Source organism: uncultured Oscillibacter sp. (assembly GCF_910587525.1).
Taxonomy (GTDB): Bacteria; Bacillota; Clostridia; order Oscillospirales; family Oscillospiraceae; genus Oscillibacter.
On sequence record NZ_CAJULS010000013.1, the window covers coordinates 1 to 23,254 of the forward strand.

A 23,254-nucleotide genomic window follows, 5' to 3' on the forward strand; every position below is an offset into this window, starting at 1 on the left:
TTCATGGCCTCCTCCGTCACCGCCATGCGGCAGATCCAGCCCATCCGGGAGATGGTGCAGGCCACCCGGCAGTACGCCGCCGGGGACTTCGACATCCGGGTAAACGACTACGGCCAGGTGAACGAGATCGGCGAACTGGCCGCCTCCTTCAACAACATGGCGGAATCCCTCCAGCAGACGGAGCGCCAGCGGCAGGAGTTCATCGCCAATATCTCCCACGAGCTGAAAACCCCCATGACCACCATCGCCGGCTATACTGACGGCATTCTGGACGGCACCATCCCCCCGGAGAACGAGCGGCAGTACCTCCAGATCATCTCCGATGAAAGCCGCCGCCTCAGCCGCATGGTGCGCCGGATGCTGGATGTGAGCCAGCTGCAGGTGATGGACCCCCTCCGCGGCGGCGGCCACTTCGACATCTGCGAGAGCATGCGCCGGGTCCTGGTCTCCATGGAGCGGAAAATCACGGACCGGCAGCTGGATGTAGAGGCGGACATCCCCGAGGAGTCCATCCTGGTTCTGGGGGACAACGATATGATTACCCAGGTGATTTACAATCTGTTGGAGAACGCCGCCAAGTTCGCCACCGCGGGGTCCACGCTGTATCTGGGAGTATCCCTTCTGGACGGCAAAGCCCGGGTAACAGTGCGCAACGTGGGCGACACCATCCCGGCGGAGGAGTTGCCGCTGCTGTTTGAGCGGTTCCACAAGAGCGACAAGTCCCGCAGCCGGGACAAGGACGGCGTGGGCCTGGGGCTCTATATCGTTAAGACCATTTTGGAACAGCACAAGGAAAAAATCAATGTGACCAGCGAGAACGGCGTGACCACTTTCTCCTTCTCCCTGGCCGCGGAATGAGGTCCTATGGAAGAACAGGACATGACCCGCCTCCCAAACGAGGTGGTGGAGATCTACCGCCAGCCCCCGCCGGGCGAGGTGGTGGAGCAATACAGCCGCCCCCTGCCGGGTGTTCCCAGGCGGGAGGCGCAGTCTGCCGCGCCTTCAAAGCAGGCGCGACGGAAGCACTCCAAAAAGGGATTGTGGATCTTTTTGGGCTGCGCCGCCCTGGCGGCAGTCCTGGCAGCGGCCGCCGTCTTTTGGGACTGGTCCGTCCCCCGGCATAACCGGATCGATCCCTTCGATTTCGATTTTGATTACCGGGATTCCGGAGAAGACCGCGGTTCCCAGGAGATTGCCATTCCCGCCTGGCCCGCGGGCCAGGGCTGCTCGCTGCCGGTGGTGCAGGAGCACGGTCCTTCCCTCACCGCCCAGGAGGTCTACCGCCAGGTGAATCCGGCGGTGGCAGTGGTCCTGGCCGACCTGGGAGACGGCTCCGCCTCCGTGGGCACCGGGGTGATTTTCAGTCAGGACGGCTACCTCATCACCAACTACCACGTGGTGGAGGGCGGACAGGAGTGCACCGTCGCCCTGGACAGCGGCCGAAGCTACGAGGCCAAGTATGTGGCCGGAGACGCCGACAGCGACCTGGCGGTACTGAAGGTGGAGGGGCAGGACCTGCCCGCCGCCGTCTTCGGCGACTCGGACCTTCTGACTGTGGGGGACAAGGTCTACGCCATCGGAAACCCTCTGGGCGTAGAGCTGCGGGGCACGCTCACCGACGGCATCGTCTCCGCCATTGACCGGGATGTGGAGGTGGAGGACCGCACCATGACCCTGCTTCAGACCAACGCGGCGCTGAACTCCGGCAACTCCGGCGGCCCCCTCATCAACGAATACGGCCAGGTGGTGGGTATCAACACCATCAAAATGACCTCCCGCTACTCCAACATCGAGGGACTGGGCTTTGCCATCCCATCGGCCTACATGGAGCGAATTGTCAACGACCTTTTGACCTTCGGCAGTCTCCAGCCGGAGCCGGTGCTGGGCATCACCGTCCTCCAGATGGCTGAGCAGGTGGAGCCGGATGTGTGGGGTATTGAGGTGCAGTCGGTGACAGAAAATTCCCCCGCCGGCAAGGCGGGCGTACAGGAGGGGGACTACGTTCTCTCCGCCGGCGGCCGGGACATCAACTCCAGCCGGGACCTGCTGCGGGTCCGCCGACAGCACCACCTGGGAGACGAGCTTCCCATGACGCTGTGGCGTGACGGGGAAATCATCGAGATAACGCTGTCTCTCACCGAGCCCGCGGCCTAACAAAAAACCGTCCTGCCGCAATGCGGCAGGCGTACACTACGCAAGGAGGAATCACCATGGACCGGACAAACCCCTGGCTTGACTGGGCGGTGGAGCTCCAGGCTATGGCCCAGGCGGGCCTGCACTATGGAACCGACCCCTATGGACGGGAGCGGTATGCGCGCATTCGTGACATCGCCGCGGAGATGATAAGCCTTCAGGCAGACATCCCCCTGGAAAAGACCCGGGACCTCTTCTGCTGCGAGACAGGCTACCAGACCCCCAAGCTGGACACCCGGGCCGCCATTTTTCAGGACGGGAAGATCCTCTTGGTGCGGGAGAACACCGGCAGGTGGTCCCTGCCCGGAGGATGGGTGGACGTGAACGTCTCCGTCAAGGAAAATGTGGTCAAAGAGGTGCGGGAAGAGGCCGGCCTGGAGGTGACGGCAGACACCGTCATCGCCATCCAGGACCGGGAGAAGCACAACCGCCCCCGCTACGCCTGGAAAGTCTGCAAGGTCTTTGTCCTGTGCTCGCTCCTGGGCGGAGCCTTCACCCCCAATATTGAAACCACAGAGAGCGGATATTTCTCACTGGAAGACCTGCCGCCCCTGGCGGAGGAAAAGAACACCCGGGAGCAGATAGAGATGTGCTTTGATGCCTATCACGATAAAAACTGGAAGACGCTGATGGAGTAAACTCCATCAGCGTCTATTATCGTTAGGAGCGGGAATTGGCCCGGCCGGTGGGGCCTGGCCCCACAATTCTGCCGAAAGGAGGCCGTTAGGACAGGGCATCTTCCCATATGGCCCCAGCCCTCCCCATGGTTGAATCCTCCCTCGCCCGTCAGGGCGATACCCTGTTATTGAATCTCCGGCAAACTGGCGGCAGCCATAGACTGCCCCACCCTGCGGAACTTCTCATCCGGCAGCTCGGGAACCATCTTCTCCAGCACCTCCGGATACTCGTCCGCCAGCACCCTTTTCGCGGTGTCCAGAATCAGGTCTCCGCCCTTGCCGCTCATGACCCGGCCCAGCAGCAGCACGTGGCGGCAGCCGTACAGCTCGTAATAATACGCCAGGGTGTGTCCCAGGTACACGCCGATGGACTCGTATACCTTAGCCGCCCGGGGGTCGTCCTCCGCCATCAGCGCCTGCACGGCCTTCAGCTTCTCGGCGGGGGAGGCGTTCCCGTCCAGCTCAATCCCCGCCCGGGGGGCCAGCTTGATGACGCCGTCCTGGGAGAAATATTTCACCCCGCAGCCGATGTCGCCGCTCCACTCGTCCCGCATGGCGCCAGGCTGGGCGTCCACGGGGACGAAGGCCAGCTCGTTGAGCCAGCCGGTGATCCGGCCCTCCTCGTCCACGTAGCCCACGGCCTCGCTGGTGCCCATGGCGATGCCAAGGACGCCGTTGTCGTTCAGGCTCATGGCTCCGGCCAGGGCGGAGACGTCGCCGTCATTGATGACGCAATAGGGCACATCGCCGAAGGTGTCGCGGATGGCCCGGATATAGATATCCTTGACCTTCTCGTCGTAAATCTCCCTGGGGACTTTCAGGAACAGCGAGGCGTTCATGGTTCGGTTATTGATAAACACACCGGCGGAGCTGACGCCTACTGCGTCCACCCGGGGCATATGCTCCGCGGCGGATTTCAGCGCGGCCACGATGCCGCCGTAGTGGTAGTCGGGGTCGGCGTTGACCTTGGGAAACCAGACCACCTCCTCGGAGTAGACCGTCTCCCCGTCGATGACGGCGGAAACCTTGCGGTCGGACCCGCCGGCGTCAAAGCCGATGCGGCAGCCGCCCAGATGGCCGCCGATGGCCTTGGGGTCGTCCTTGGCCGCGGGGATCTCGTCCACCGGCACCACCTCAAAGGGGTGCTCAAAGACATTGGCCATGTAGTCCCAGTCGAACTCCTGCTGCCCGCCGGCGCAGTAGACCGACTGCAGATACTCGCAGATTCTCTCGTCCCCGCTGACGTAGACCTTGAAGCCGCCCTTCATCCACAGGAGCGTCTTGACGATCCGCTCGATGTAGTAGCAGTCGGCCTCCCTCATCTCCGGGGTTCCGTGGATGAAGGTGCGGCAGGCGGCCATCTGGCCGTCAGCCCGCTCCACGGCAATGCCCACAGGCTTTTTCGCATCCGCCAGGAACGCGCGGTTGAACCGCATCAGGGGAATAAACTCCGGGTCCAGCACGGGGACGTTTTTCAGCTCCACGTTGATGCCATATTTGTTCATTGCATGTTCTCCTTCATCCGGTAAATTCACAGGTAAGTGGAACCAGTATATCATGAATTTCCACAAGATTCAATTTACTATCGTCCGAAAATCTGTAAATTTGTACCACATCGCATCCATTTTTACGAAACGGCGGGGGATTTCGCCGCCTGAACTTCGCGGAATGGACTTGTTGTACCAGGCGCGGTATGTTATAATGGTTCTGGAAAACCAGCCAAACGGGGCGGCGGATTCTCCCGCTGCTGTGATAACCGACGCGGATTTCGCAAAGACTAACAGGAGGAATCTTTACTATATGGAAATGGATTGGAGACAGAGACGGACCGTTACGATCCTGACCACCGTTTTGCTGACCCTGCTGGCAGCGGTGCTGATCGTCCTGGGCATCCGGTACCGGGAGAACCGTGAGGACGCTCCAGAGGGGGATGAAGCCGTGGCGGCCTCCATGACCGTGGAGGGATACTCCGCCCTGGTCTACAGCAACGGCAGCACCACGCTGTCCTTCATCGCGGAGGAGGACGGGGACTGGGCCTGGGAGAACGACCCCAAGTTCCCCCTGCGGCAGGAGACCATCAACTCCATCCTGGCGCTGCTGATCAACTGGCGGCCCCAGCAGACCCTGGCCGCGGAGGAGGACCTGAGCACCTACGGTCTGGACGAGCCCGCCGGCTTTTTAACTCTCACGGGGGCGGACGGCTCTGTCCGGGCGCTGTCCTTCGGCAAGACCACCACTGACGGCACCAGCCGCTATGTGATGGAGCAGAACGCCCCATCCACAGTATACATCATCTCGGACACACTGTTCACACAGATGAGCGTACCCATTTACGATATGTGCGACGTGCCCCTCCTGCCGCTGCTGGAGGAGGGCTCTATCCGCTCCATCCTCATTCGGGGAGCGGAGAACGAGGACGGCACCCCCGCCCTGGTCACCATCCTCACCACCGCCAAACGGGACGGCGGCGACGGCCCCGTCACCTGGCTCCAGGGCAGTGAAAACGTCACCTCCAACGAAACCGTCCAGGCCCTGCTGGAGGACATCCGGGCCCTGGTCCTGACCAAGTGCGTGGACTATGACCCCTCTGATGAGGCGTTGTCCATCTGCGGCTTTGACCTTCCCCTCGCGGCTATCACCGTCAACTACACCTCGAACACCGGCTCGGACGAGACCCTGTCCCTGACCATTGGGGCCCAGGTGCTGGACGGCTCCGGCCGCTATGTCTGGTTGGGGGACAGCACCACGATCTACTCCCTGCCCACCGCCGCCCTGGACCCACTGATGCGGGTGGCCGCCAACGGACTGGACATCACCTGACGATACGATAAGGAGGCCTCATGCGCGTACTGGTAGTGGAAGATGAAGTCCGGCTGGCCGGAACCCTCCGGGACCTGTTGGAGATGGATGGCTGGGCCGTCGACGTGTGTCACGACGGGGAGTCCGGATTGGACAACGCCCTCAGCGGCATCTACGACGTAGTGCTGCTGGACGTGATGCTGCCGAGGATGGACGGCTTCACCGTTCTGCACCGCCTGCGGGCAGGCGGCAGCGCCGTGCCGGTGCTGATGCTCACCGCCCGGTCAGAAGTATCGGACCGGGTAGCGGGACTGGACAGCGGCGCGGATTACTATCTCACCAAACCCTTTGAACCCAAAGAGCTGCTGGCCTGTGTCCGGGCCCTGTCCCGGCGGCAGCCGGAACTCCGGCGTGGGGACACGCTCTCTTTTGGGGATCTCCGGCTGGAGCGGGCCGCCTTCACCCTCTCCTGTGCTGAGCGGTCCGTCCGCCTCAGCCGCAAGGAGTTTGACATGATGGAGCTGCTGATGCTCAATCAGCGTCAGATTCTGACCAAGGAGAGCCTTCTGCTGAAAATCTGGGGCTATGAATCCGATGCGGAGGACAACAACGTGGAGGTCTACATCTCCTTTCTGCGCAAGAAGCTGGGCCATCTCCACTCCCGAGTGAAGATCCGGACCATCCGCATGGTGGGCTATTGTCTGGAGGGCGGGGAATAGGCCCCGTCCTTTGCAGTTTTTGCAATCTTTTTCATAGGAGGGAGGCTGCCGCCTTGATCCGAAAACTGCGGCTGAAATTTGTGGCCATCTGCATGGCTTTGGTCACCGCCATTCTGGCGGTGGTCTTTTTCTCCGTGTATTTCGCCATGCAGCGCAATATTGAGGACCTAAGCCGCCAGCTGCTCCACCGGGTCATCCAGCAGGATGATCCCCGCCATCCGGAGATCGCCATTTCCCTGGACCGGGACCGGGTCGTCTACCTGCCCTATTTCACGGTGAACGTCTGGGGCTCCACTGCCTATGTCACCGGCGGCACTTATACCGACCTAGAGGATACGGAGGTCCTGGCCGCCATCCTGAATGACTGCCTGAGCCAGAACCGCCAGGAGGGCGTGGTCCAGGACTACCACCTGCGCTATCTGCGGAGAAACAACGGCCTGTATGAGAAGCTGGCCTTTGTGGACATGTCCATGGAGCAGGCCATGCTCCGGGAGATGATGGGCAGCTATCTCATCATCGGTGGGACCGCGCTCCTCCTGCTGCTGGCTGTAGCGGTACTGCTGTCCTGGTGGGCCACCCAGCCGGTGGAGCGGGCCTGGCGCCAGCAGCGCCAATTCCTCTCCGACGCCTCCCACGAGCTGAAGACGCCTCTGACCGTCATCCTCTCCAACGCGGAAATGCTGGAATCGTCTCCCCTGGAGGAACGCCCCGCCCGCTGGGCGGACAACATCCACTCCGAGGCCCGGAGAATGCGGTCTCTGGTGGAGGAAATGCTGACCCTGGCCCGGGCGGACAGCCCGACTCCCGCCGCCGTCTTTGGGGACGTGTCTTTGTCCGAGGCGGCGGAGGACTGCGCCCTGGCCTTTGAGCCCGTGGCCTTTGAGGCGGGGAAGACCCTGGAATACTATCTGGCGGAGGAGGTCACCGTACCGGGAGATGGGGAGAAGCTGCGGCGGCTGGTCTCCATTTTGCTGGACAACGCCATCAAGTACAGCGCTCCCGGCGGCGCGGTGTCGCTGACCCTGGAAAAGCGGGACCGCCAAGCGGTGCTGGCCGTCTCCAATACCGGAGAAATTCCGGCGGAGCAGCTGCCGCGGCTGTTTGAGCGGTTTTACCGGGCAGATTCCTCCCGGGGGGAACAGAGCGGATTTGGCCTGGGCCTCAGCATTGCCGACGCCATCACCCGGGAACACAAGGGCGCTCTGCGGGCCGAGAGCGGCGGAGGCGTCACCCGGTTCACCTTCTCCATGCCGGTGAAGCGGTAAAAGCAAACCGCCGGAGACAGCAGGCCATTCAGAGGGGCGGCCCTGCAAACGGATTGCTTTTGCAGGGGCCGCCGCCTTCGGCGGCCCCTTTTCCTGTTTTGTATAGGCTGGATCAATGGCAAAATGCTCAACGGCGGGAGATTTTTTCGCCAGTCAAGGCGATTTGACGGTTTTAAAACAGACTTTAATCTCTTCTAATCTCTTTGAAGAAAATTTTCCTCCCATGCCGTTAAATCTCTTGACAACTACTCAGGTCTGCGCTATTGTATTGTTGTATTAGCTCGATAATACAAAAGGAGTGGAGATCATAATGAAAACGGCTAAACAGTTTCTGCGGCGGAGCGCCGCGTTCCTTCTGGCGGCATCGCTGCTGTGTACCGCCGCTCTGGCCGCAGAGCCGGAGAAGACAACGGCGGAACAGCGCCGGGAAGATCTGGAGTTTCTCTATCAGACCGTGCTGGTGGAAAATCACCCAAACGCTTTCGCCAACGCGCCGGAGTCGGCCTTCCAGGCTCTGAAAAAGGACATTGAATCCCGTCTGGAGACGGAGAGCGACGTGGAATTTCTTCTGGATCTCATGCGCCTGACGGCGCTGGTGGGGGATTCCCACACCATGATCTCCGCAGGCAGCGCGGCGGACTTCCGGTGCTATCCCTTCTCCCTGATTCTGCGGGACGGACAGTGGTATCTCTCCACGCTCCCGACGGCGGAGAAAGCCAGTTTGGGAAAGCGGGTCATCGCCGTCAATGATCTGCCTGTGGAAAAGATACTGGAGGCCTTTGCCCCGCTGCTCCCTGCCGACAACCCGGTAATGCTGGCCAGGCGCTTCCGGCAGGACTGCCAGATCGCCGATCTATACGAATACCTGGGCCTGGCAGAGGCCGGAGAGCCCTTGACGCTGACCCTGGCGGGCGGCAGAAAACTGGCCCTGGATCCGGTTCCCTACGCCGCTTTGCGGGAGGAGGAGCTGGCCTATCTGGCGGACCGCATCACCAAAGCGCCCGCCACCGCCCAGGTGGACTCCTATTACTTCGCCAAGCCTCTGGACGGGGATACCTTCTATATTCAGTACAACACCTGCCAGAACGCCCAGGATCTGCCCATGGAGGCTTTCGCCGCCGTGGTGTCCGGAATCCTGGACGAGGGAAACTTCCGGCGAATCCTGCTGGACCTGCGGAACAACGGCGGCGGCTCCGACGGCGTCATCTGGCCCCTGCTGGAGGTCCTGCGCGGCGAAATGGCGGAGGGCTGCGAGCTGGTGGGCCTCATTGGCCCTGCCACCTTCTCCTCCGCCCTCATCAACGCTGTGGAGATCCAGGAGATGGGCGGCATTCTGGCTGGGGAGAGCGCCGGAGGCAGCGTCAGCCACTTCGGGGCGGTGCGCGGCTTCTCCCTGCCCAACTCCGGCATCCGGGGGCAGCTGTCCTCCAAGTACATCGACCTGAATACTCTGCTGGATGCCGGGGCGGGCCGGGGCGTGGTGGCCCTGGAGCCGGACGTGTCTCTTCCTCAGACCCTGGCGGACACCCTGTCGGGAAGGGACACCGCCGTGGAGTGGCTGCTGGCCCATCCGGAGAAGCTGGCGCAAAAGGAATACCCGGACGCACCTCTGACCCGGGGCCGGTTTATAGGACAGCTGTATGAGGCCGCGGGCAGTCCCGCCGTGACACTGGACGGACTTCCCTTCGCCGATAATTTTGGCATTGAGTGGTATCTTCCTGCCATGGCCTGGGCCAAGGAGATGGGCATCGCCATGGGCAGCTCGGACGGAACCTTTTCCGCCGCCCGGCCCATCACCTGGCAGGAGGCGGCGGTATTCCTTATCCGGACTGCAGGGGAGGACATGGTCCCCAATCCGGCGGCAGACCGCCGGGGACCCTTACCCGCCGCCCTGGCGGAGGGCGGAAATCAGGCCGCGGTGACCCGGGCCTGGGACTTGGGTCTCCTGCCGGAACAGGCGGATTTCACCAAGACCCCCACCCGGGCCCAAGGCCTGGAGATGGCAAAGGCCCTCTTTTCTTCGCACTCTTGAAATAAAGGACGGCGCCGCCTGCTCTTTCATTCGGGCAGGCGGCGCCGTCCTTTATTTTCTGATTCTTCTGTCTCTCTACACACAAGATCAAAAACCGTGGCGGGCAACTGGAAATTTTCCCATATCGCTTTTGACGGAACCACCTTATGAATTGGGCGCTTTTGCCATATCCCTTCAACAAGCCACATGGTATAATTCTGCCAGTAAAACAGGGGGGACGCAAAATGGTACATCTCTTATTGGCAGTCATCTATATATCCTTCATCAGTCTGGGCCTGCCGGACGCCCTGCTTGGCGCGGCATGGCCCTCCATGTATGGCTCCTTCGGCGTGCCGGTCTCTTACGCGGGATTCATTTCCATGATCATCGCTCTGGGCACGATTGTCTCCAGCCTTCAAAGCGCCCGTCTCACCCGGCGGCTGGGCACCGGGCGGGTGACGGCCATCAGCGTGGCCATTACTGCCGCGGCGCTGTTTGGCTTTTCTGTCAGCAGTTCCTTTTGGATGCTGTGTCTGTGGGCCGTGCCCTATGGCCTGGGAGCCGGCAGCGTGGATGCCTCCCTCAATAACTACGTAGCCCTTCACTACGCCAGCCGACACATGAGCTGGCTCCACTGCATGTGGGGTATTGGAGCCTCCGTAGGGCCATACATCATGGGATTGGCCCTCACCGGCCGCTATGGCTGGCACATGGGCTACCGGACCATCGCCCTGCTCCAGATACTCCTCACCGCCGCGCTGCTGCTAAGCCTGCCTCTCTGGAAAAAACAAGGGGGCGGCGGACCGGAGGACGGCAGTCAGAGTGCCGCGCTGTCTCTGGGCGGAGTGCTCCGCCTTCCCGGCGCCTTTGCGAGTATGACCGTCTTTTTCTGCTACTGTGCTGTTGAACAGACCATCGGCCTGTGGGCCAGCAGTTATCTGGTGCTGCATTTGGGCATCCCCGCTGAGACGGCGGCAGGCTATGCGGGATTGTTTTTCCTGGGTATTACAGTCGGGCGGGGCGCCAGCGGGTTTCTGACTCTGCGGCTCAATGATGCCCGCATGGTCCACCTGGGCCTGACCATTTTAGCGGCGGGTCTGGCACTCTTACTGCTGCCGCTGGGAACTGGCTTCGCCCTGACGGCGCTGCTGCTGGCAGGTCTTGGGTGTGCCCCAATCTATCCCTGCCTGATCCATTCCACGCCGGATCATTTTGGAGCAGACCACTCTCAGGCCGTCATCGGCGTGCAGATGGCAAGCGCCTATGCGGGCACCTGCCTGATGCCCTTTTTCTTCGGACTAATTGCCAACAATGTCAGCGTGGCGCTGTTTCCCGTGTATCTGACTGTGCTGCTGGCGATTATGGCGGGGATGCACCGCAGACTGATTCGTGTATCCCGGCAGAGGATAAGAGAAGATTGATTTCTGTGTCCAGCCGTCATTACTCCAGCGTCTCCAGCTCCGCTTTCCACATCGCCCAGCTGGCGTCGCTGGGCATCCGCCAGTCCCCCCGGGGGGAGAGGGCCACGGACCCTACCTTGGGCCCGTCGGGCAGACAGTTCCGCTTGAACTGCTGAGAGAAAAACCGCCGGTAAAATACCTTCAGCCATTTCAGAATCACATCCTGGCTGTACCTCTTCCCCTGGGCATACAGCGCCAGGCGGTAGATTTTGGCAGGGGAGAAGCCCCAGCGGAGCATATAGTACAGGAAGAAGTCATGGAGCTCATAGGGCCCCACCAGGTCCTCCGTCCGCTGGCTGATCTCCCCCTGAACGGCGGGCAGCAGCTCCGGAGAGACAGGGGTGTCCAATATATCCTCCAGCACGTTGTGCAGGGCCTCGTCCTTGCCGGCGTTGTCCCGGGCCAGGTGGGCCACCAGATGCCGCACCAGGGTCTTGGGGATGGAGGCGTTGACGGCGTACATGCTCATATGGTCGCCGTTGTAGGTACACCAGCCCAATGCCAGCTCGCTGAGGTCCCCGGTGCCGATGACAAGGCCTCCGGTCTGGTTGGCGGTATCCATCAGCACCTGGGTCCGCTCCCGGGCCTGGGCGTTCTCATAGGTAACGTCGTGGTTCTCCTGACTCTGGCCGATGTCCCGGAAGTGGCTGCGGACGCTGGCGGTAATGTCCACTGTTTTCAGCGCCGTGCCCAGCTCTTCTGCCAGGACAGCGGCGTTGTTCCTCGTGCGGTCCGTGGTGCCGAAGCAGGGCATGGTGACGGCAATAATGTCCGTCATGGGCCGGTCCAGCATTTTCATGGCAAGGCCGGTGATGAGCACCGCTAAGGTGGAGTCCAATCCGCCGGAAAGACCTACCACGGCGGTTTTTGCCCCGGTGTGCTCCAATCTTTGCTTGAGGCCCAGGGAGGCGATCAGCAGAATCTCCCGGCACCGGGCGTCCCGGTCCTCCTTCCCCTCGGGGACGAAGGGCATAGGGGAGACGTAGCGGGTGAGCTTGGTCTTTCCCTCAGTCAGGAAGAAAACCGTGTAATCCCGCCGCTGGCTGCCGGGCTCCGGCACAAGGGCCTGGGTGCGGCGGCGTTCATGGCGGAGACGCTGGATGTCGATCTCGGAAATCAGCAGCCCGCCGTCAAAACGGCGTTCCGCCAGCAGTGCTCCGTTCTCCGCAATCATCTGGTGTGCGCCAAAGACCACATCGGAGGTGGACTCTCCCGCCCCCGAGCTGCTGTACACATAGCCGCAAGACAGCTTTGCGGACTGGGTCGTCACCAGCTGGCGGCGGTAGGCGGTCTTTCCCAGCACCTCATTGCTGGCTGAGAGGTTTCCGATGATGGCAGCCCCGGACTGGGCCATCTTCACCGACGGAGAATCCGGGGACCAGAGGTCCTCGCAGATTTCAAAGCCCAGAGTCAGCCCGGGGACATCTTGGCAGTCAAAAATCTGACCAGCGGCAAAGGCCACGGAAACCTGTCCGCAGAGGTCCACATACTCCGCCTCCTCCGGTGCGGGGGAAAACCAGCGCTTCTCGTAAAACTCGCCATAGTTTGGCAGGTGCGTCTTGGGAACCAGGCCCAAAATCTGTCCTTTCTGTATAATTGCCGCGCAGTTATACAGCCGGTCTTTTACCCGCAGGGGTAAACCAACCGCCGTAACCACCTCCAGGTTCCGGGTGGCCTCCAGCACGGTGCGAAGGGCCTGTTCCGCTCCCCGCAGCAGCGTCTCCTGGAAAAAGAGGTCTTCGCAGGTGTAGCCTGTCAAACCCAGCTCCGGCAGCACCAGCATCTTGACGCCGGCCTTCTCCGCCTGGCGCATCATGATAAAGGTCTGCTCCGCGTTATAGTCGCAGTCCGCCAGCCGCATTTTCGGCGCGCCGCAGGCCACGGCAATGAATCCATCCCTCATTTGCAAAACCTCCCTTTGGAAATTTTATAGCATTCCTATTTTACACCGTCTTTTTCTATTTTACAAAATATATTTTTGCTCACCGTAAAATCCGCCGGCTTTTTTCAGAAGAGGGAGGTCTATACCGCTGCTCAACCCTTTCGGGACTAACCTGTCCCACTGTAGAAATGACGACAAAAAAGACCGCCGGAGGCGGTCTTTTTTGCTGTGTGTGTGTTTAGGAGGGAGAAAACGCATCGGGCTGGGAAAACCCTTTGCTTGATTATTAAGATACCCCAGAAACATGACAGAATTGTGTTATTCTTATGAACGATTTGTAAATGATTCCCTTTTTCGATATGACTTGTATTTTTGTCCCTATGGCGTAAGGGCCGCGCACATTTACTTGTACTTCTGGCTTTCCATCACCGCCAGCTCATCGCAGCGGTTGTTATACTCATTCTCCGCGTGGCCCTTGACCCAGTGGTAGCGCAGGGTGTGTATCTCCTCCAGCGCCAGCAGGCGGTCCCAGAGATCCGGGTTCAGAGCGGGCTTCTTGTCGGACTTCACCCAGCCCCGCTTTTTCCAGCCCTTGGCCCAGCCCTTTTCCAGCCCGTCAATGACATACTTGGAGTCTGACCACAGGTCCACGACGCAGGGCTCCTTCAAAAGAGACAGCGCCTGGATGACGGCGGTCAGCTCCATGCGGTTGTTGGTGGTGTCCGGCTCGCCGCCGGAGAGCTCCCGCCGATGGGCCCCGTACATCAGGATCGCGCCCCATCCGCCGGGGCCGGGGTTGCCGGAGCACGCCCCGTCGGTATAAATGGTAACTGTTTTCATCTTTCTCCGCTTCCAAATCTTCCGTATTTTTTCATAGAGGCGTTCCTCAAAGGAGAGAATGATATCAACCGTCTTTTCCCCTGCCAGCAGATACCGCCTCGGGTAACGTACTAGCATGATACTGTAAATCAGGCAAAAAGGCAATAACTTTATCACCAGGAACAGGGCCAGCAAATCTTTTAAGAAATCCAAAATACCACCTCTAAAGTGGTATTATAATCTGATTCAATTGTAATATCAACTTAAAAAGTGGTAAATACCATTTTTCAAGTTCTTATGTATTTTCGAGCACAGTATAAAATATTTGTGAGGTGTTCTCATGAATATAAACCATTACAATGAGTGGGTCAAAATTGGCCTGAATATTTTATATTATAGAAAAGAATCTAAAATTACTCAGGAGCAATTGGCTGAGATGTGCGGAAACGTTAGCCGCAATCATATTCAACGCGTAGAAACAGGAAACGGCGGTGCAAGTGTTGACTTGCTGATTGACATTGCCAAGGCCCTGAACATCCCCTTATACAAGCTCTTTGAATTCAAAGAATGAGGACGTGGATTTCTCCACGTCCTCTTTTTTGAAAAACTTCCCTAAACCTGCCTGCATAAAACCAACGTCCGCATTTCACGCAGCCAAATCCAGCAATTCTCAAAATGCGGACTGCTGCGGGCCCCTGCAGGGGCCGCCCCTCCGGGCGGCCCGTCCCCCAATCATCCGCAATTCTGAACCTCAGCTTTTCCTCACTCCTGAGGTTCTTCCGCGCTCTCGATCTCGCCAGTCTCCTCCCGGTCGGCCAGAGCCAGAGAGATGACCCTGTCGCCGTCCTCCTTGAAGCGCATGACGATGACTCCCTGGGTGGCCCGGCTGCACTGCTTGATGGCGTCCACATGGGTGCGGATCAAAATGCCGGACTGAGTCATCAGCAGCAGGTCCTCGCTGCCGTCCACCACCTTGATGCCCACCACCGGGCCGGTCTTGCCGGTAATCATATAGTTCTTGATGCCGACGCCGCCCCGGTTGGTGGTGCGGTAGTCCTCCACAGGGGTGCGCTTGCCAAAGCCCTTCTCGGTGATGGACAGCACGGTCCGCCCCTCGGTGACCCGGGCGGCGCCCACCACGTAGTCGCCCTCCCGCAGGCGGATGCCCCGGACGCCCATGGCCTCCCGGCCCATGGCCCGGACATCGTTCTCGTCGAAGCAGACCGCCATGCCGTCGTGGGTGGCGATCAGGATCTTTCTGGCCCCGTCGGTCTCCCGCACGGATACCAGTTCGTCGCCCTCGTCCAGCCGCAGGGCCCGGATCCCGTTGTTGCGCAGGTTTTTCAGGGTCTGCACCGGCAGGCGCTTCACGGTGCCCTGGCGGGTAACCATGAACAAAAACAGCTCCTTTTCGCCGGTCTCCCGGAAGTGGAGCATGGTCTGGATTCGCTCGCCCTGCTCCACCTGGAGGATATTGATGATATTGGTGCCCTTGGCCGTCTTGCCGCTCTCGGGGATCTGGTAGCCCTTCTTCCGGTAGACCTTGCCGGTGTCGGTGAAGAAGAGGATATAGTCGTGGGTGGAGGCGGTGAACACGTCCACCACGTAGTCCTCCTCCCGGGTGGTGATGCCCTTCTTGCCCATGCCGCCCTTGGACTGGGCGGTGTACTCGCTGACGGGGGTCCGCTTGATATACCCCGCCTGGGTCAGGGTGAAGACGCACTGCTCCTCCTCGATCAGGTCCTCGATGTCGATCTCGTCCTCCACGTCCTGGATTTCCGTCACCCGCTCATCGCCGTATTTGCTGGCGATGGCGGTGAGCTCTTCTTTCAGAATCTGGCGGACCAGGCTGTTGTCCGTGAGAATACGGTTAAAATAGGCAATCCGCTCTTCCAGCTCCTTATACTCATTCTCCAGCTTCTCCCGGTTCAGTCCCTGGAGGGCGATGAGCCGCATATCGCAGATGGCCTGGGCCTGGATGTCGTCCAGTCCAAAGCGGGCCATGAGGTTTTCCTTGGCGTTGTCATAGCTGGTGCGGATGATCTTGACCACTTCGTCAATGTTATCCTGGGCAATCAGCAGGCCCTCCAGCAGGTGGGCCCGTTCCTGGGCCTTCCGCAGGTCGAATTTCGTCCGCCGGACAATGACCTCTTCCTGAAAGCTCAGATACTCGTCGATGATGTGCCGCAGGGAGAGGATCTTGGGCTGGGGCTGGCCGTTGACCTGCACCAGGGCCAGCATATTGATGGCAAAAGTGGTCTGGAGCTGGGTCTGGCTGAACAGGCGGTTCAGCACCACCTGGGGATTGGCGTCCCGCTTCAGCTCAATGACAATGCGCATGCCGTTGCGGTCAGACTCGTCCCGGATGTCGGAAATCCCCTCCAGACGCTTGTCCTCCACCTGGTCTGCCATATTTTTAATCAGCATCCGCTTATTGACCTGATAGGGGATCTCGGTGATGATGATGCGGGTGCGGTCCTTGCCGAACTCCTCGAAATCGTGACGGGCCCGGACCATGAGACGGCCCCGTCCGGTGGCGTAGGCCGCCCGGATGCCGGACCGGCCCATGATGATGCCCTTGGTGGGGAAGTCCGGCCCCTTCACGTGCTCCATCAGGTCTGCCAGAGTGGCCTCGGGGTTGTCCAGCACGCACAGGCACGCGCCGATGACCTCCCGCAGGTTGTGGGGAGGGATGTTGGTGGCCATCCCCACGGCGATGCCGCTGGAGCCGTTGACCAGCAGGTTGGGGAAGCGGGAGGGCAGCACCTGGGGCTCCTTCCGGCTCTCGTCAAAGTTGGGGTCCCAGTCCACCGTCTCCTTCTCGATGTCCCGCAGCATCTCGTCGGAGATCCTGGCAAGGCGGGCCTCGGTGTACCGGTAGGCTGCCGGGGGATCGCCGTCCACGGAGCCGAAGTTGCCGTGTCCGTCCACCAGCATATAGCGCATGGAGAAGTCCTGAGCCAGACGGACCAAGGCGTCATAGACGCTGGCGTCGCCGTGGGGGTGATACCGGCCCAGCACGTCGCCCACGCAGGTGGCGGATTTCTTAAAGGGCTTGTCGCTGGTCAGGTTGTCCTCGTACATGGCGTAGAGAATCCGCCGGTGGACGGGCTTGAGTCCGTCCCGCACGTCCGGCAGAGCCCGGCCCTTGATGACGGACATGGCATATTCAATATAGGACTGCTTCATCTCCGGCACCAGGGGAGAATTCAGAATTTTCTGCTGGGGATACCGAATCTCCTCTGGGTCATATTGGGGTTTTTTAGACATTTAATTCCTCCCTGGAGAAGAGCTGAGAGATTTATTTCTCCACCCTTCCCCCTATAATCTTCACGCTCTTGCTACCAGGTCATTTTCAGCCAGTCCATGCCGGGGTAGGGCTCGCCGGTGTGGAGGTACCACTCCACACATCTGGCGGCCAGCTCCCGGTCCCGCATCGTGCATTTCATGGGGATAACGGACTGCCCGTCGCTGGGTTCAATGGGGGCCGCCTCTTCAGAATCCAGATAGTCCGGGTCAAAGCAGGCCCAGGCGGCGCGCTCCTCTTCTCTGCTGATCTGCAGGAAGATCAGCCCTCCGCCGCCGGCGCTCTCCAGCTGGAAAAACCCTTCCTCCATCTCTCCATCCTCATCAGGAGTCAGGTACAGGCTTGAACAGAGACCATTCCGCACTTTTTCCACAATACCTGTTGCACCTTTTTCTGACAGGTCCTTGATCTCAGTGTCTTCACCAGTATGAAATTCCCAGTTTCCATATTTGATCCGGATTCCATCCGGCAGCTCGGGTGTTTCCCGTTTTTTGACGATCTCTTCCATGATGAACCCTATTTAGTAATCCAGATTCACGGCGTACTGGGCGTTCTCCTCAATAAACGCCTTCCGGGGCTCCACCTTCTCCCCCATGAGGATGGTGAAAATCTCGTCCGCCCGCACCGCGTCGTCCAGGGTAATCCGGCGCAGGGTGCGCTTCTCCGGGTCCATGGTGGTCTCCCACAGCTCATGGGGATTCATCTCGCCCAGACCCTTGAACCGGCTGATGTCCACCTTGGCGTTGGGGTTATCCCCCCGGAGCTCCGCGGAGATGGCGTCCCGCTCCTCCTCGGAGAAGGCAAGGCGTGTGGTCTTGCCCCGGCTCAGTTTGAAGAGGGGGGGCACGGCGGAGTATACGTACCCCTGCTCGATGAGAGGCCGCATGAAGCGGAAGAAGAAGGTCAGCAACAGCGTCCGGATGTGGGCGCCGTCCACGTCGGCATCGGCCATGATGATGACCTTGTGATACCGCAGCTTTCCGGCGTCGAACTCCTCGCCGATGCCGGCCCCCAGGGCGGTGATGACAGGCTGGAGCTTGTCGTTTCCGTAGACCTTGTCCGCCCGGGCCTTCTCCACGTTCAGCATCTTGCCCCAAAGAGGCAGGATGGCCTGGAACCGGGAATCCCGTCCCTGGGTGGCGGAGCCTCCTGCGGAGTCGCCCTCCACGATGTAGATTTCCGTCAGCTCCGGGTTATTCTCATTGCAGTCCCGGAGCTTATCCGGCATGGCGGCGCCGCCGAGAGCCGTCTTGCGGCGGATGGACTCCCGGGCCTTCTTTGCGGCCTCCCGGGCACGGTTGGCGGTAAGGGCCTTGTCCAGGATCATTCGTCCCACCTGGGGATTCTCCTCCAGGAAGGTATCCAGCTTGTCGGAGACGATGTTGTTCACCAGAGTCCGAATCTCGCTGTTGCCCAGCTTGGCCTTGGTCTGGCCCTCAAACTGGGCCTCGGTCAGCTTCACGGAGATGACGCAGGTGAGACCCTCCCGGCAGTCCTCGCCAGATACCTTCTCGTCCTCCTTGAGCATCTTGATCTTCCGTCCGTAGTTGTTCAGTACGGTGGTCAGCGCCCGCTTGAAGCCCTCCTCGTGCATGCCGCCCTCCGGAGTGTGGACATTGTTGGCAAAGGAGAGGATAGTCTCGTTATACCCGTCGTTATACTGGAGGGCAACCTCTGCCATGGAGTCATCCTTCTGCCCGGCCATATAGATAACGCCGTTGTGCAGAGCGTCTTTGCTCTTATTGAGCCAGGTGACAAACTCCCGGATGCCGCCCTCGTAGCACATGGAGTCCTCCTGCTCGCGGCCCTGGCGTTTATCCACAGTGCGGATACGCAGGCCCGCATTCAAAAAGGCCTCCTCCCGCATACGGGTGTGCAGCGTATCGTAGCGGTAGACTGTCTCCTCAAACATCTCCGGGTCCGGCTTGAAGGAAACGGTAGTACCGGTGCGGTCGGTAGTGCCGACCACAGTCATCTCCTGGGTGACGTGTCCCCGGGAAAACTTCATCTCGTGGATTTTTCCGTCCTTATGGACCTGTACCGCCAGCCACTCACTGAGCGCGTTGACCACGCTGGCGCCCACGCCGTGAAGACCGCCGGAGACCTTGTAGCCCCCTCCGCCAAACTTTCCTCCGGCGTGAAGAATGGTGAAAACCACCTCCAGAGCGGGTTTGCCGGTCTGAGCCTGGATATCCACAGGGATACCCCGGCCATTGTCGGTGACGGTGATGGTGTCCCCGGGATTGATGGTGACGGTGATCTCGTCGCAGTAGCCCGCCAGCGCCTCGTCAATGGCGTTGTCCACAATCTCATAGACCAAGTGGTGAAGACCGGACTCGCTGGTGGAGCCGATATACATTCCCGGCCGCTTCCGGACGGCCTCCAGGCCCTCCAGGACCTGGATTTCCGACGCGTCATATTCATTGGACGCGTCTACGGCGGTGGAATTCAGAATTTCATTTTCAGCCATATAGTTCTCCTTACCTTGTTCTTTTTCTTATAAGAAAAAGAACCAAAAAGAATTTTTACCATGCTCTTCGGTATCCGCTTAAAGAGATCTGCCCTACGGCAGCGGAGAGCCGCCTCACTGTTTTCCAGAGTGGAAAAAGCCGGGCTGGAAGACCTTCCGGCCCGCCTTTCTCCACTCCTCAATTTTCCTGGAATACAAGGGGCACAGCCCGCATAGGATTGTCCTGTCACAGAGCTCCTTTCGCTCTCTCCGCCAGCGTCCGGTACAGCGCACAGCAGTGGAAACCAGCAGGCCTTCTTCCTCTTGCGGAGCAGAAAAAACTGAACCGCCGCTTCACTCCAGGGATAGAATCAAAAAACCAGACAAACGAAAATCATCGACGGATCAGCCATAATTGTTCTCCTTTTAGTCCAGTTCCTCGTCCTCTTCCATTTCGCAGAGCCCGTCAGGCTCCCGGCCCGGGCCCATCAGCTCCGTGGTCCGCATCCGCCGCTTGTCCTTGGCGGACTCCACGTTCTGGTGAATCAGCTCCTTGACCTCCCGGGGATTTTTGATGTTCTTCAAATCCAGATGGGGAACACTCTTGTCCGAGGAGTGGACGCACACGGTCCCCACTCCAAAGATTCGCTGTCCCAGGGTCATGGTCAGCTCCAGGTCCCGCACCCGGTAGAGCAGCACTTCATCGGATTTGAGGTTTAAAAAACCCGTCTCACAAAACAGCCGGTCCTCGCTGAGGCTGTACCGGGTGAAGGAGAGGGGCAGTCCCAAACGGCGCCTGCGGTCCTTCCACAGGTATTCAATGGACTTCATCACAGACCTCCTCACTCAAAATTGTTTTGAAAATGATTTCTCTCCACCCGGCTGGCCAGCGTGGCGGGATTCAGCTGGCTGAGATACACAATCTGGTCGTGGTAGGGGTGGTCGCACACCACAAAGGACTTTGGAATATCCCCGGACGCATCCATTACCACGCCCTCTCTCTGGGCGGCGGCGAGATAGTCCCGGGTCCGCTTGGAGGTGGAACATTTATCCAGGTCAAAAACGCCGATGATCCGGCGGTACGGCACAATCTCGTTTTGTCCCAAGTGCAGGTACACCGCTTATTCCTCCCATATCTAGGCCTTGTTTCAAAAATCCAAATCACCCAAACAACAAATTTTTTTTCACCGTACTGCGTGAAAAATTTCTGAAATACACAACGCATTCCTGCGACTGTCTGCCTTGCCCAGTAAAAAAGTCTCTCACCGTTCGCCGTTCCGCCATTAACCAGACAAGACCTAATCCCGCAGCCAGGCCAGCCACCGGCGGCGGACGACGTTTTTCTAGGCTCTCTCATTGTCCCAGTTCTCATAAAAAGTCCTTCGGCTGACGGAGTACAGCTTGTAATAGTTTTCCTCCGATCCGTCCCTCACCTTTTCAAGAAAAACCCGGTGCCCGTCTCCGTCCTCCCAGTTCACATTCAGGAAGGAACTTTCCTCATAAAAAATCCCATTCACAACGACAGTCGCCGCGCTCTCCAGGGGCAGGTACCGGTCCGCCGCAGACATCAGCTCCGGTTCCTCTGCAGCTGACAGATATCCGCTCTCGCCGCTCTCCAGCAGCTCCTGAACAACAGCGTATCGGGAGAACTCCTCAAGCATGGCCATCTCCGCCTCTGTGATCTCCACCTCCGGCACCCGCCGCAGAATGGCCTCCGTGTTGTTCGACGCCACCGCCACCTCACTACAGGGGTACCGAAGCTCCATGCAAAATTCCACGCCCATCAAAATCAGGAGCAGGGCCACGACCAGATTGATTGAAATTTTTTTCCAATCTCTCATACAAATCCTCCCCGCATCCCGCAACAGCTCCCTACAACAAAACCGCATACTTTTCCACATAAGCCCGACCATGCGCGAAGCGCGGGAAGAGAAGTACATCCTTGCGTCCACGCATCAAGTTTCCTGCGCACCCTTCAATCAAAGCGGAAAACTTCCGCAACTGCCAAAAGCGTCTTTTTCTCTTTTCCCGCAAGGGGGACGCCGCATCCCTAAGCGGCAAAGCCGCCAAGGGCTGCGCGGTGGACCGTGCACGGCCCCGCCAAGGTGAGCCGCGAAGCGGCGAGAGGGCCCTCTGGAGGGTTTTCTCTTTTTCTGCGCTCAGAAAAGGGGGTCCCCGCCGGAGCCCAGCGGAGCGGGTCTGGTGGGGAGAGGAGAAAGGAACGGAGCTTGAGCGGAATTTTCGGCGTTAGCCGAAAATGCAGCGGCGGAGTTTCTTCCGATGATATGGGGGGTGCATTCCCAGCACGGCCAAAGCCTGTGCGCCTTCCCCACCCGCGGCGGAACACCTCCCACACCGGGTATCACCCAATCACCCCATGCTCCACATGAAACACCTTCCCCCCCAGCAGCGCCGGCAGCCGGTCATCCTCGCAGCAGGTGATAAACACCTGTCCCCCCGCAATGCGGTTGAGCACGAACTCCTGCCGCCGGGGGTCCAGCTCGCTGAGCACATCATCCAGCAGCAGTACCGGGTATTCCCCGGAGACATTCCGGTAGATCTCCCTCTCCGCCAGCTTCATGGCGAGAGCCGCCGTCCGGGTCTGCCCCTGGGAGGCATACTGTTTGGCGTCCCTGCCGTCAATGCTGACCAGAAGGTCATCCTTGTGGGGCCCGGAGAGACACAGCCGGGAACTCCGCTCCGCCGCCTGGTGATCCTCCATATGCTGCCGCAGCTGTTCCGCGATGACAGAGATCTCCGCTGCCGGGTCTTCCACAGAGGAGACCGTCTTATATTGAATCTCCAGCTCCTCCCGCCCGCCGGAGCACTCCCGGTGGTGAATGGCGGCGTACTCTCTCAGCCGGAGGGCAAACTGCTGGCGGTAGTGGATCAGCACCGCGCCGAAGCACACCAGCCGCTCATTGAACTCCGGCAGGGCCGCCAGCAGATCCGGCCGCTCCTCCGCGTCCCGGAGGATGCGGGTCTTGTGGTCATAGGTCCGGCTGTACTCCGCCAGAGCGGCGGCATACCGGGGCCGCAGCTGGCACAGGGCGGTATCCATGAATTTCCGCCGGGCGGCAGCCCCCTCCCGGATCAGAAATAAATCCTCCGGGCAGAAAAACACAGTCTGGTAAACCTGGCTGAGGGCGGCATTATTTTTCGCCGCTACCTGATTGACAGACATCCGCCGCCGCCGGTCCCGGAACAGGTCCACCTGCATCAAAAATTCCCGCTCCCGGGCAGAGACCCGGGCGGACATACGGGCGGCGGGGGCGTCAAAGCAGATCATCTCCCGGTCCTTTCTGGCCCGGGGAGACCTGCCGCAGGAGAGGTAGACCAGGGCCTCCAGCAGGTTGGTCTTCCCTTGGGCGTTCTCCCCGAATATCACGTTGCACCGGGAGTCAAAGTCCGCAGCCTGCCTCCCGTAGTTTCGGAAGCACTCCAGCTCCAGACGGTCAATCCGCATAACTGACCGTGTAGTGGGCGCCGTCAAAGAGCACGTCGTCCCCGGGCCGGATTTTCTTCCCCCGCTGAAGGCACACTTCACCGCCCACTTGAACCCTGCCGCCCTGAATCAACTCCTTGGCCTCCCCGCCGGTCTCCACAAGACCCGCAAATTTCAGCAGATCCTGGAGCTTGATAAACTCCGTCGTAATTTGAATCGTCTTCATAC

At 59.9% G+C, this 23,254-nt stretch carries 20 protein-coding genes; 9 read left to right on the plus strand and 11 right to left on the minus strand.

Features of this window, described 5'->3' with window-relative positions; translation table 11 throughout:
* The 3 genes from QZ326_RS02645 to QZ326_RS02655 form a co-directional block, all read left to right on the plus strand.
* Nucleotides 1-858: HAMP domain-containing sensor histidine kinase (locus QZ326_RS02645; RefSeq protein ID WP_295740911.1), on the plus strand; the 858-nt coding region annotated here is incomplete at its 5' end.
* 6 nt (nucleotides 859-864) lie between these two features.
* Nucleotides 865-2,154: a S1C family serine protease gene (locus tag QZ326_RS02650; RefSeq protein WP_295740913.1), complete on the plus strand. Its 1,290-nt coding sequence runs from the start codon at nucleotides 865-867 to the stop codon at nucleotides 2,152-2,154.
* A gap of 56 nt (nucleotides 2,155-2,210) precedes the next feature.
* Entirely contained in the window at nucleotides 2,211-2,831 is a 621-nt protein-coding gene (locus QZ326_RS02655; RefSeq protein ID WP_295740915.1) for an NUDIX hydrolase, read from the plus strand.
* A 164-nt stretch (nucleotides 2,832-2,995) separates the two neighbouring features.
* Here QZ326_RS02655 and QZ326_RS02660 read toward each other — a convergent pair whose 3' ends face one another.
* On the minus strand, nucleotides 2,996-4,375 hold the full coding sequence (locus QZ326_RS02660) for an ROK family protein (protein ID WP_295740917.1): 1,380 nt from the start codon (nucleotides 4,373-4,375) through the stop codon (nucleotides 2,996-2,998).
* Between the two features lie 295 nt (nucleotides 4,376-4,670).
* Between QZ326_RS02660 and QZ326_RS02665 the strand changes: the two genes are divergently transcribed.
* The 5 genes from QZ326_RS02665 to QZ326_RS02685 all read left to right on the plus strand — a co-directional run bounded on the left by QZ326_RS02665 (nucleotide 4,671) and on the right by QZ326_RS02685 (nucleotide 11,085).
* The gene (locus QZ326_RS02665) at nucleotides 4,671-5,690 is read left to right on the plus strand and encodes a DUF4340 domain-containing protein (RefSeq protein ID WP_295740919.1); all 1,020 of its coding nucleotides are present in this window, start codon (nucleotides 4,671-4,673) and stop codon (nucleotides 5,688-5,690) included.
* 20 nt (nucleotides 5,691-5,710) lie between these two features.
* A complete protein-coding gene (locus QZ326_RS02670) occupies nucleotides 5,711-6,388 on the plus strand; it encodes a response regulator transcription factor (protein WP_295740921.1) in 678 nt (225 codons plus the stop codon).
* A gap of 53 nt (nucleotides 6,389-6,441) precedes the next feature.
* On the plus strand, nucleotides 6,442-7,653 hold the full coding sequence (locus QZ326_RS02675) for a cell wall metabolism sensor histidine kinase WalK (protein WP_295740924.1): 1,212 nt from the start codon (nucleotides 6,442-6,444) through the stop codon (nucleotides 7,651-7,653).
* Nucleotides 7,654-7,963: 310 nt separating this feature from the next.
* A complete protein-coding gene (locus tag QZ326_RS02680; RefSeq protein ID WP_295740926.1) occupies nucleotides 7,964-9,685 on the plus strand; it encodes an S-layer homology domain-containing protein in 1,722 nt (573 codons plus the stop codon).
* A 224-nt stretch (nucleotides 9,686-9,909) separates the two neighbouring features.
* Nucleotides 9,910-11,085 carry a sugar MFS transporter gene (locus QZ326_RS02685; RefSeq protein ID WP_295740928.1) on the plus strand — a complete coding sequence of 392 codons (1,176 nt, stop codon included), beginning with the start codon at nucleotides 9,910-9,912 and terminating at the stop codon, nucleotides 11,083-11,085.
* Between the two features lie 19 nt (nucleotides 11,086-11,104).
* On the opposite strand, the gene QZ326_RS02690 is transcribed toward QZ326_RS02685, so the two are convergent.
* Together QZ326_RS02690 and rnhA are read right to left on the minus strand one after the other, a co-directional pair.
* Nucleotides 11,105-13,027 carry an NAD(+) synthase gene (locus QZ326_RS02690; RefSeq protein ID WP_295740929.1) on the minus strand — a complete coding sequence of 641 codons (1,923 nt, stop codon included), beginning with the start codon at nucleotides 13,025-13,027 and terminating at the stop codon, nucleotides 11,105-11,107.
* Between the two features lie 381 nt (nucleotides 13,028-13,408).
* Nucleotides 13,409-13,846, minus strand: a complete 438-nt coding sequence (rnhA, locus tag QZ326_RS02695) for a ribonuclease HI (RefSeq protein ID WP_295740931.1) — start codon at nucleotides 13,844-13,846, stop codon at nucleotides 13,409-13,411.
* Between the two features lie 319 nt (nucleotides 13,847-14,165).
* On the opposite strand from rnhA, the gene QZ326_RS02700 reads away from it, so the two are divergent.
* A complete protein-coding gene (locus QZ326_RS02700; RefSeq protein ID WP_295740933.1) occupies nucleotides 14,166-14,396 on the plus strand; it encodes a helix-turn-helix domain-containing protein in 231 nt (76 codons plus the stop codon).
* A 191-nt stretch (nucleotides 14,397-14,587) separates the two neighbouring features.
* On the opposite strand, the gene gyrA is transcribed toward QZ326_RS02700, so the two are convergent.
* From gyrA to QZ326_RS02740, 8 genes are all read right to left on the minus strand, one after another.
* Complete coding sequence (gene gyrA, locus QZ326_RS02705; protein ID WP_295740935.1) at nucleotides 14,588-17,095, minus strand: DNA gyrase subunit A; 2,508 nt, start codon at nucleotides 17,093-17,095, stop codon at nucleotides 14,588-14,590.
* A gap of 71 nt (nucleotides 17,096-17,166) precedes the next feature.
* Nucleotides 17,167-17,442: a hypothetical protein gene (locus tag QZ326_RS02710; protein ID WP_295740937.1), complete on the minus strand. Its 276-nt coding sequence runs from the start codon at nucleotides 17,440-17,442 to the stop codon at nucleotides 17,167-17,169.
* Nucleotides 17,443-17,652: 210 nt separating this feature from the next.
* On the minus strand, nucleotides 17,653-19,602 hold the full coding sequence (gene gyrB, locus QZ326_RS02715) for a DNA topoisomerase (ATP-hydrolyzing) subunit B (protein WP_295740939.1): 1,950 nt from the start codon (nucleotides 19,600-19,602) through the stop codon (nucleotides 17,653-17,655).
* 405 nt (nucleotides 19,603-20,007) lie between these two features.
* A complete protein-coding gene (locus QZ326_RS02720) occupies nucleotides 20,008-20,412 on the minus strand; it encodes a PH domain-containing protein (protein ID WP_295740941.1) in 405 nt (134 codons plus the stop codon).
* Nucleotides 20,413-20,423: 11 nt separating this feature from the next.
* Complete coding sequence (gene remB, locus QZ326_RS02725) at nucleotides 20,424-20,699, minus strand: extracellular matrix regulator RemB (RefSeq protein ID WP_295740943.1); 276 nt, start codon at nucleotides 20,697-20,699, stop codon at nucleotides 20,424-20,426.
* A 225-nt stretch (nucleotides 20,700-20,924) separates the two neighbouring features.
* Nucleotides 20,925-21,422 carry a hypothetical protein gene (locus tag QZ326_RS02730; RefSeq protein WP_295740945.1) on the minus strand — a complete coding sequence of 166 codons (498 nt, stop codon included), beginning with the start codon at nucleotides 21,420-21,422 and terminating at the stop codon, nucleotides 20,925-20,927.
* A 521-nt stretch (nucleotides 21,423-21,943) separates the two neighbouring features.
* Nucleotides 21,944-23,047, minus strand: a complete 1,104-nt coding sequence (recF, locus tag QZ326_RS02735; protein WP_295740946.1) for a DNA replication/repair protein RecF — start codon at nucleotides 23,045-23,047, stop codon at nucleotides 21,944-21,946.
* Nucleotides 23,037-23,252, minus strand: a complete 216-nt coding sequence (locus QZ326_RS02740) for an RNA-binding S4 domain-containing protein (protein ID WP_295740948.1) — start codon at nucleotides 23,250-23,252, stop codon at nucleotides 23,037-23,039. Before QZ326_RS02740 ends, recF begins: the two co-directional genes overlap by 11 nt.
* Nucleotides 23,253-23,254 lie beyond the last annotated feature (2 nt).

Coding starts and splice junctions, on each gene's coding strand:
- QZ326_RS02650 (WP_295740913.1), top strand. CDS start 865: ATGGAAGAACAGGACATGACCCGCCTCCCAAACGAGGTGGTGGAGATC.
- QZ326_RS02655 (WP_295740915.1), top strand. CDS start 2,211: ATGGACCGGACAAACCCCTGGCTTGACTGGGCGGTGGAGCTCCAGGCT.
- QZ326_RS02660 (WP_295740917.1), bottom strand. CDS start 4,375: ATGAACAAATATGGCATCAACGTGGAGCTGAAAAACGTCCCCGTGCTG.
- QZ326_RS02665 (WP_295740919.1), top strand. CDS start 4,671: ATGGAAATGGATTGGAGACAGAGACGGACCGTTACGATCCTGACCACC.
- QZ326_RS02670 (WP_295740921.1), top strand. CDS start 5,711: ATGCGCGTACTGGTAGTGGAAGATGAAGTCCGGCTGGCCGGAACCCTC.
- QZ326_RS02680 (WP_295740926.1), top strand. CDS start 7,964: ATGAAAACGGCTAAACAGTTTCTGCGGCGGAGCGCCGCGTTCCTTCTG.
- QZ326_RS02685 (WP_295740928.1), top strand. CDS start 9,910: ATGGTACATCTCTTATTGGCAGTCATCTATATATCCTTCATCAGTCTG.
- QZ326_RS02690 (WP_295740929.1), bottom strand. CDS start 13,027: ATGAGGGATGGATTCATTGCCGTGGCCTGCGGCGCGCCGAAAATGCGG.
- rnhA (WP_295740931.1), bottom strand. CDS start 13,846: ATGAAAACAGTTACCATTTATACCGACGGGGCGTGCTCCGGCAACCCC.
- QZ326_RS02700 (WP_295740933.1), top strand. CDS start 14,166: ATGAATATAAACCATTACAATGAGTGGGTCAAAATTGGCCTGAATATT.
- gyrA (WP_295740935.1), bottom strand. CDS start 17,095: ATGTCTAAAAAACCCCAATATGACCCAGAGGAGATTCGGTATCCCCAG.
- QZ326_RS02710 (WP_295740937.1), bottom strand. CDS start 17,442: ATGGAGGAAGGGTTTTTCCAGCTGGAGAGCGCCGGCGGCGGAGGGCTG.
- gyrB (WP_295740939.1), bottom strand. CDS start 19,602: ATGGCTGAAAATGAAATTCTGAATTCCACCGCCGTAGACGCGTCCAAT.
- QZ326_RS02720 (WP_295740941.1), bottom strand. CDS start 20,412: ATGAAGTCCATTGAATACCTGTGGAAGGACCGCAGGCGCCGTTTGGGA.
- QZ326_RS02730 (WP_295740945.1), bottom strand. CDS start 21,422: ATGAGAGATTGGAAAAAAATTTCAATCAATCTGGTCGTGGCCCTGCTC.
- recF (WP_295740946.1), bottom strand. CDS start 23,047: ATGCGGATTGACCGTCTGGAGCTGGAGTGCTTCCGAAACTACGGGAGG.
- QZ326_RS02740 (WP_295740948.1), bottom strand. CDS start 23,252: ATGAAGACGATTCAAATTACGACGGAGTTTATCAAGCTCCAGGATCTG.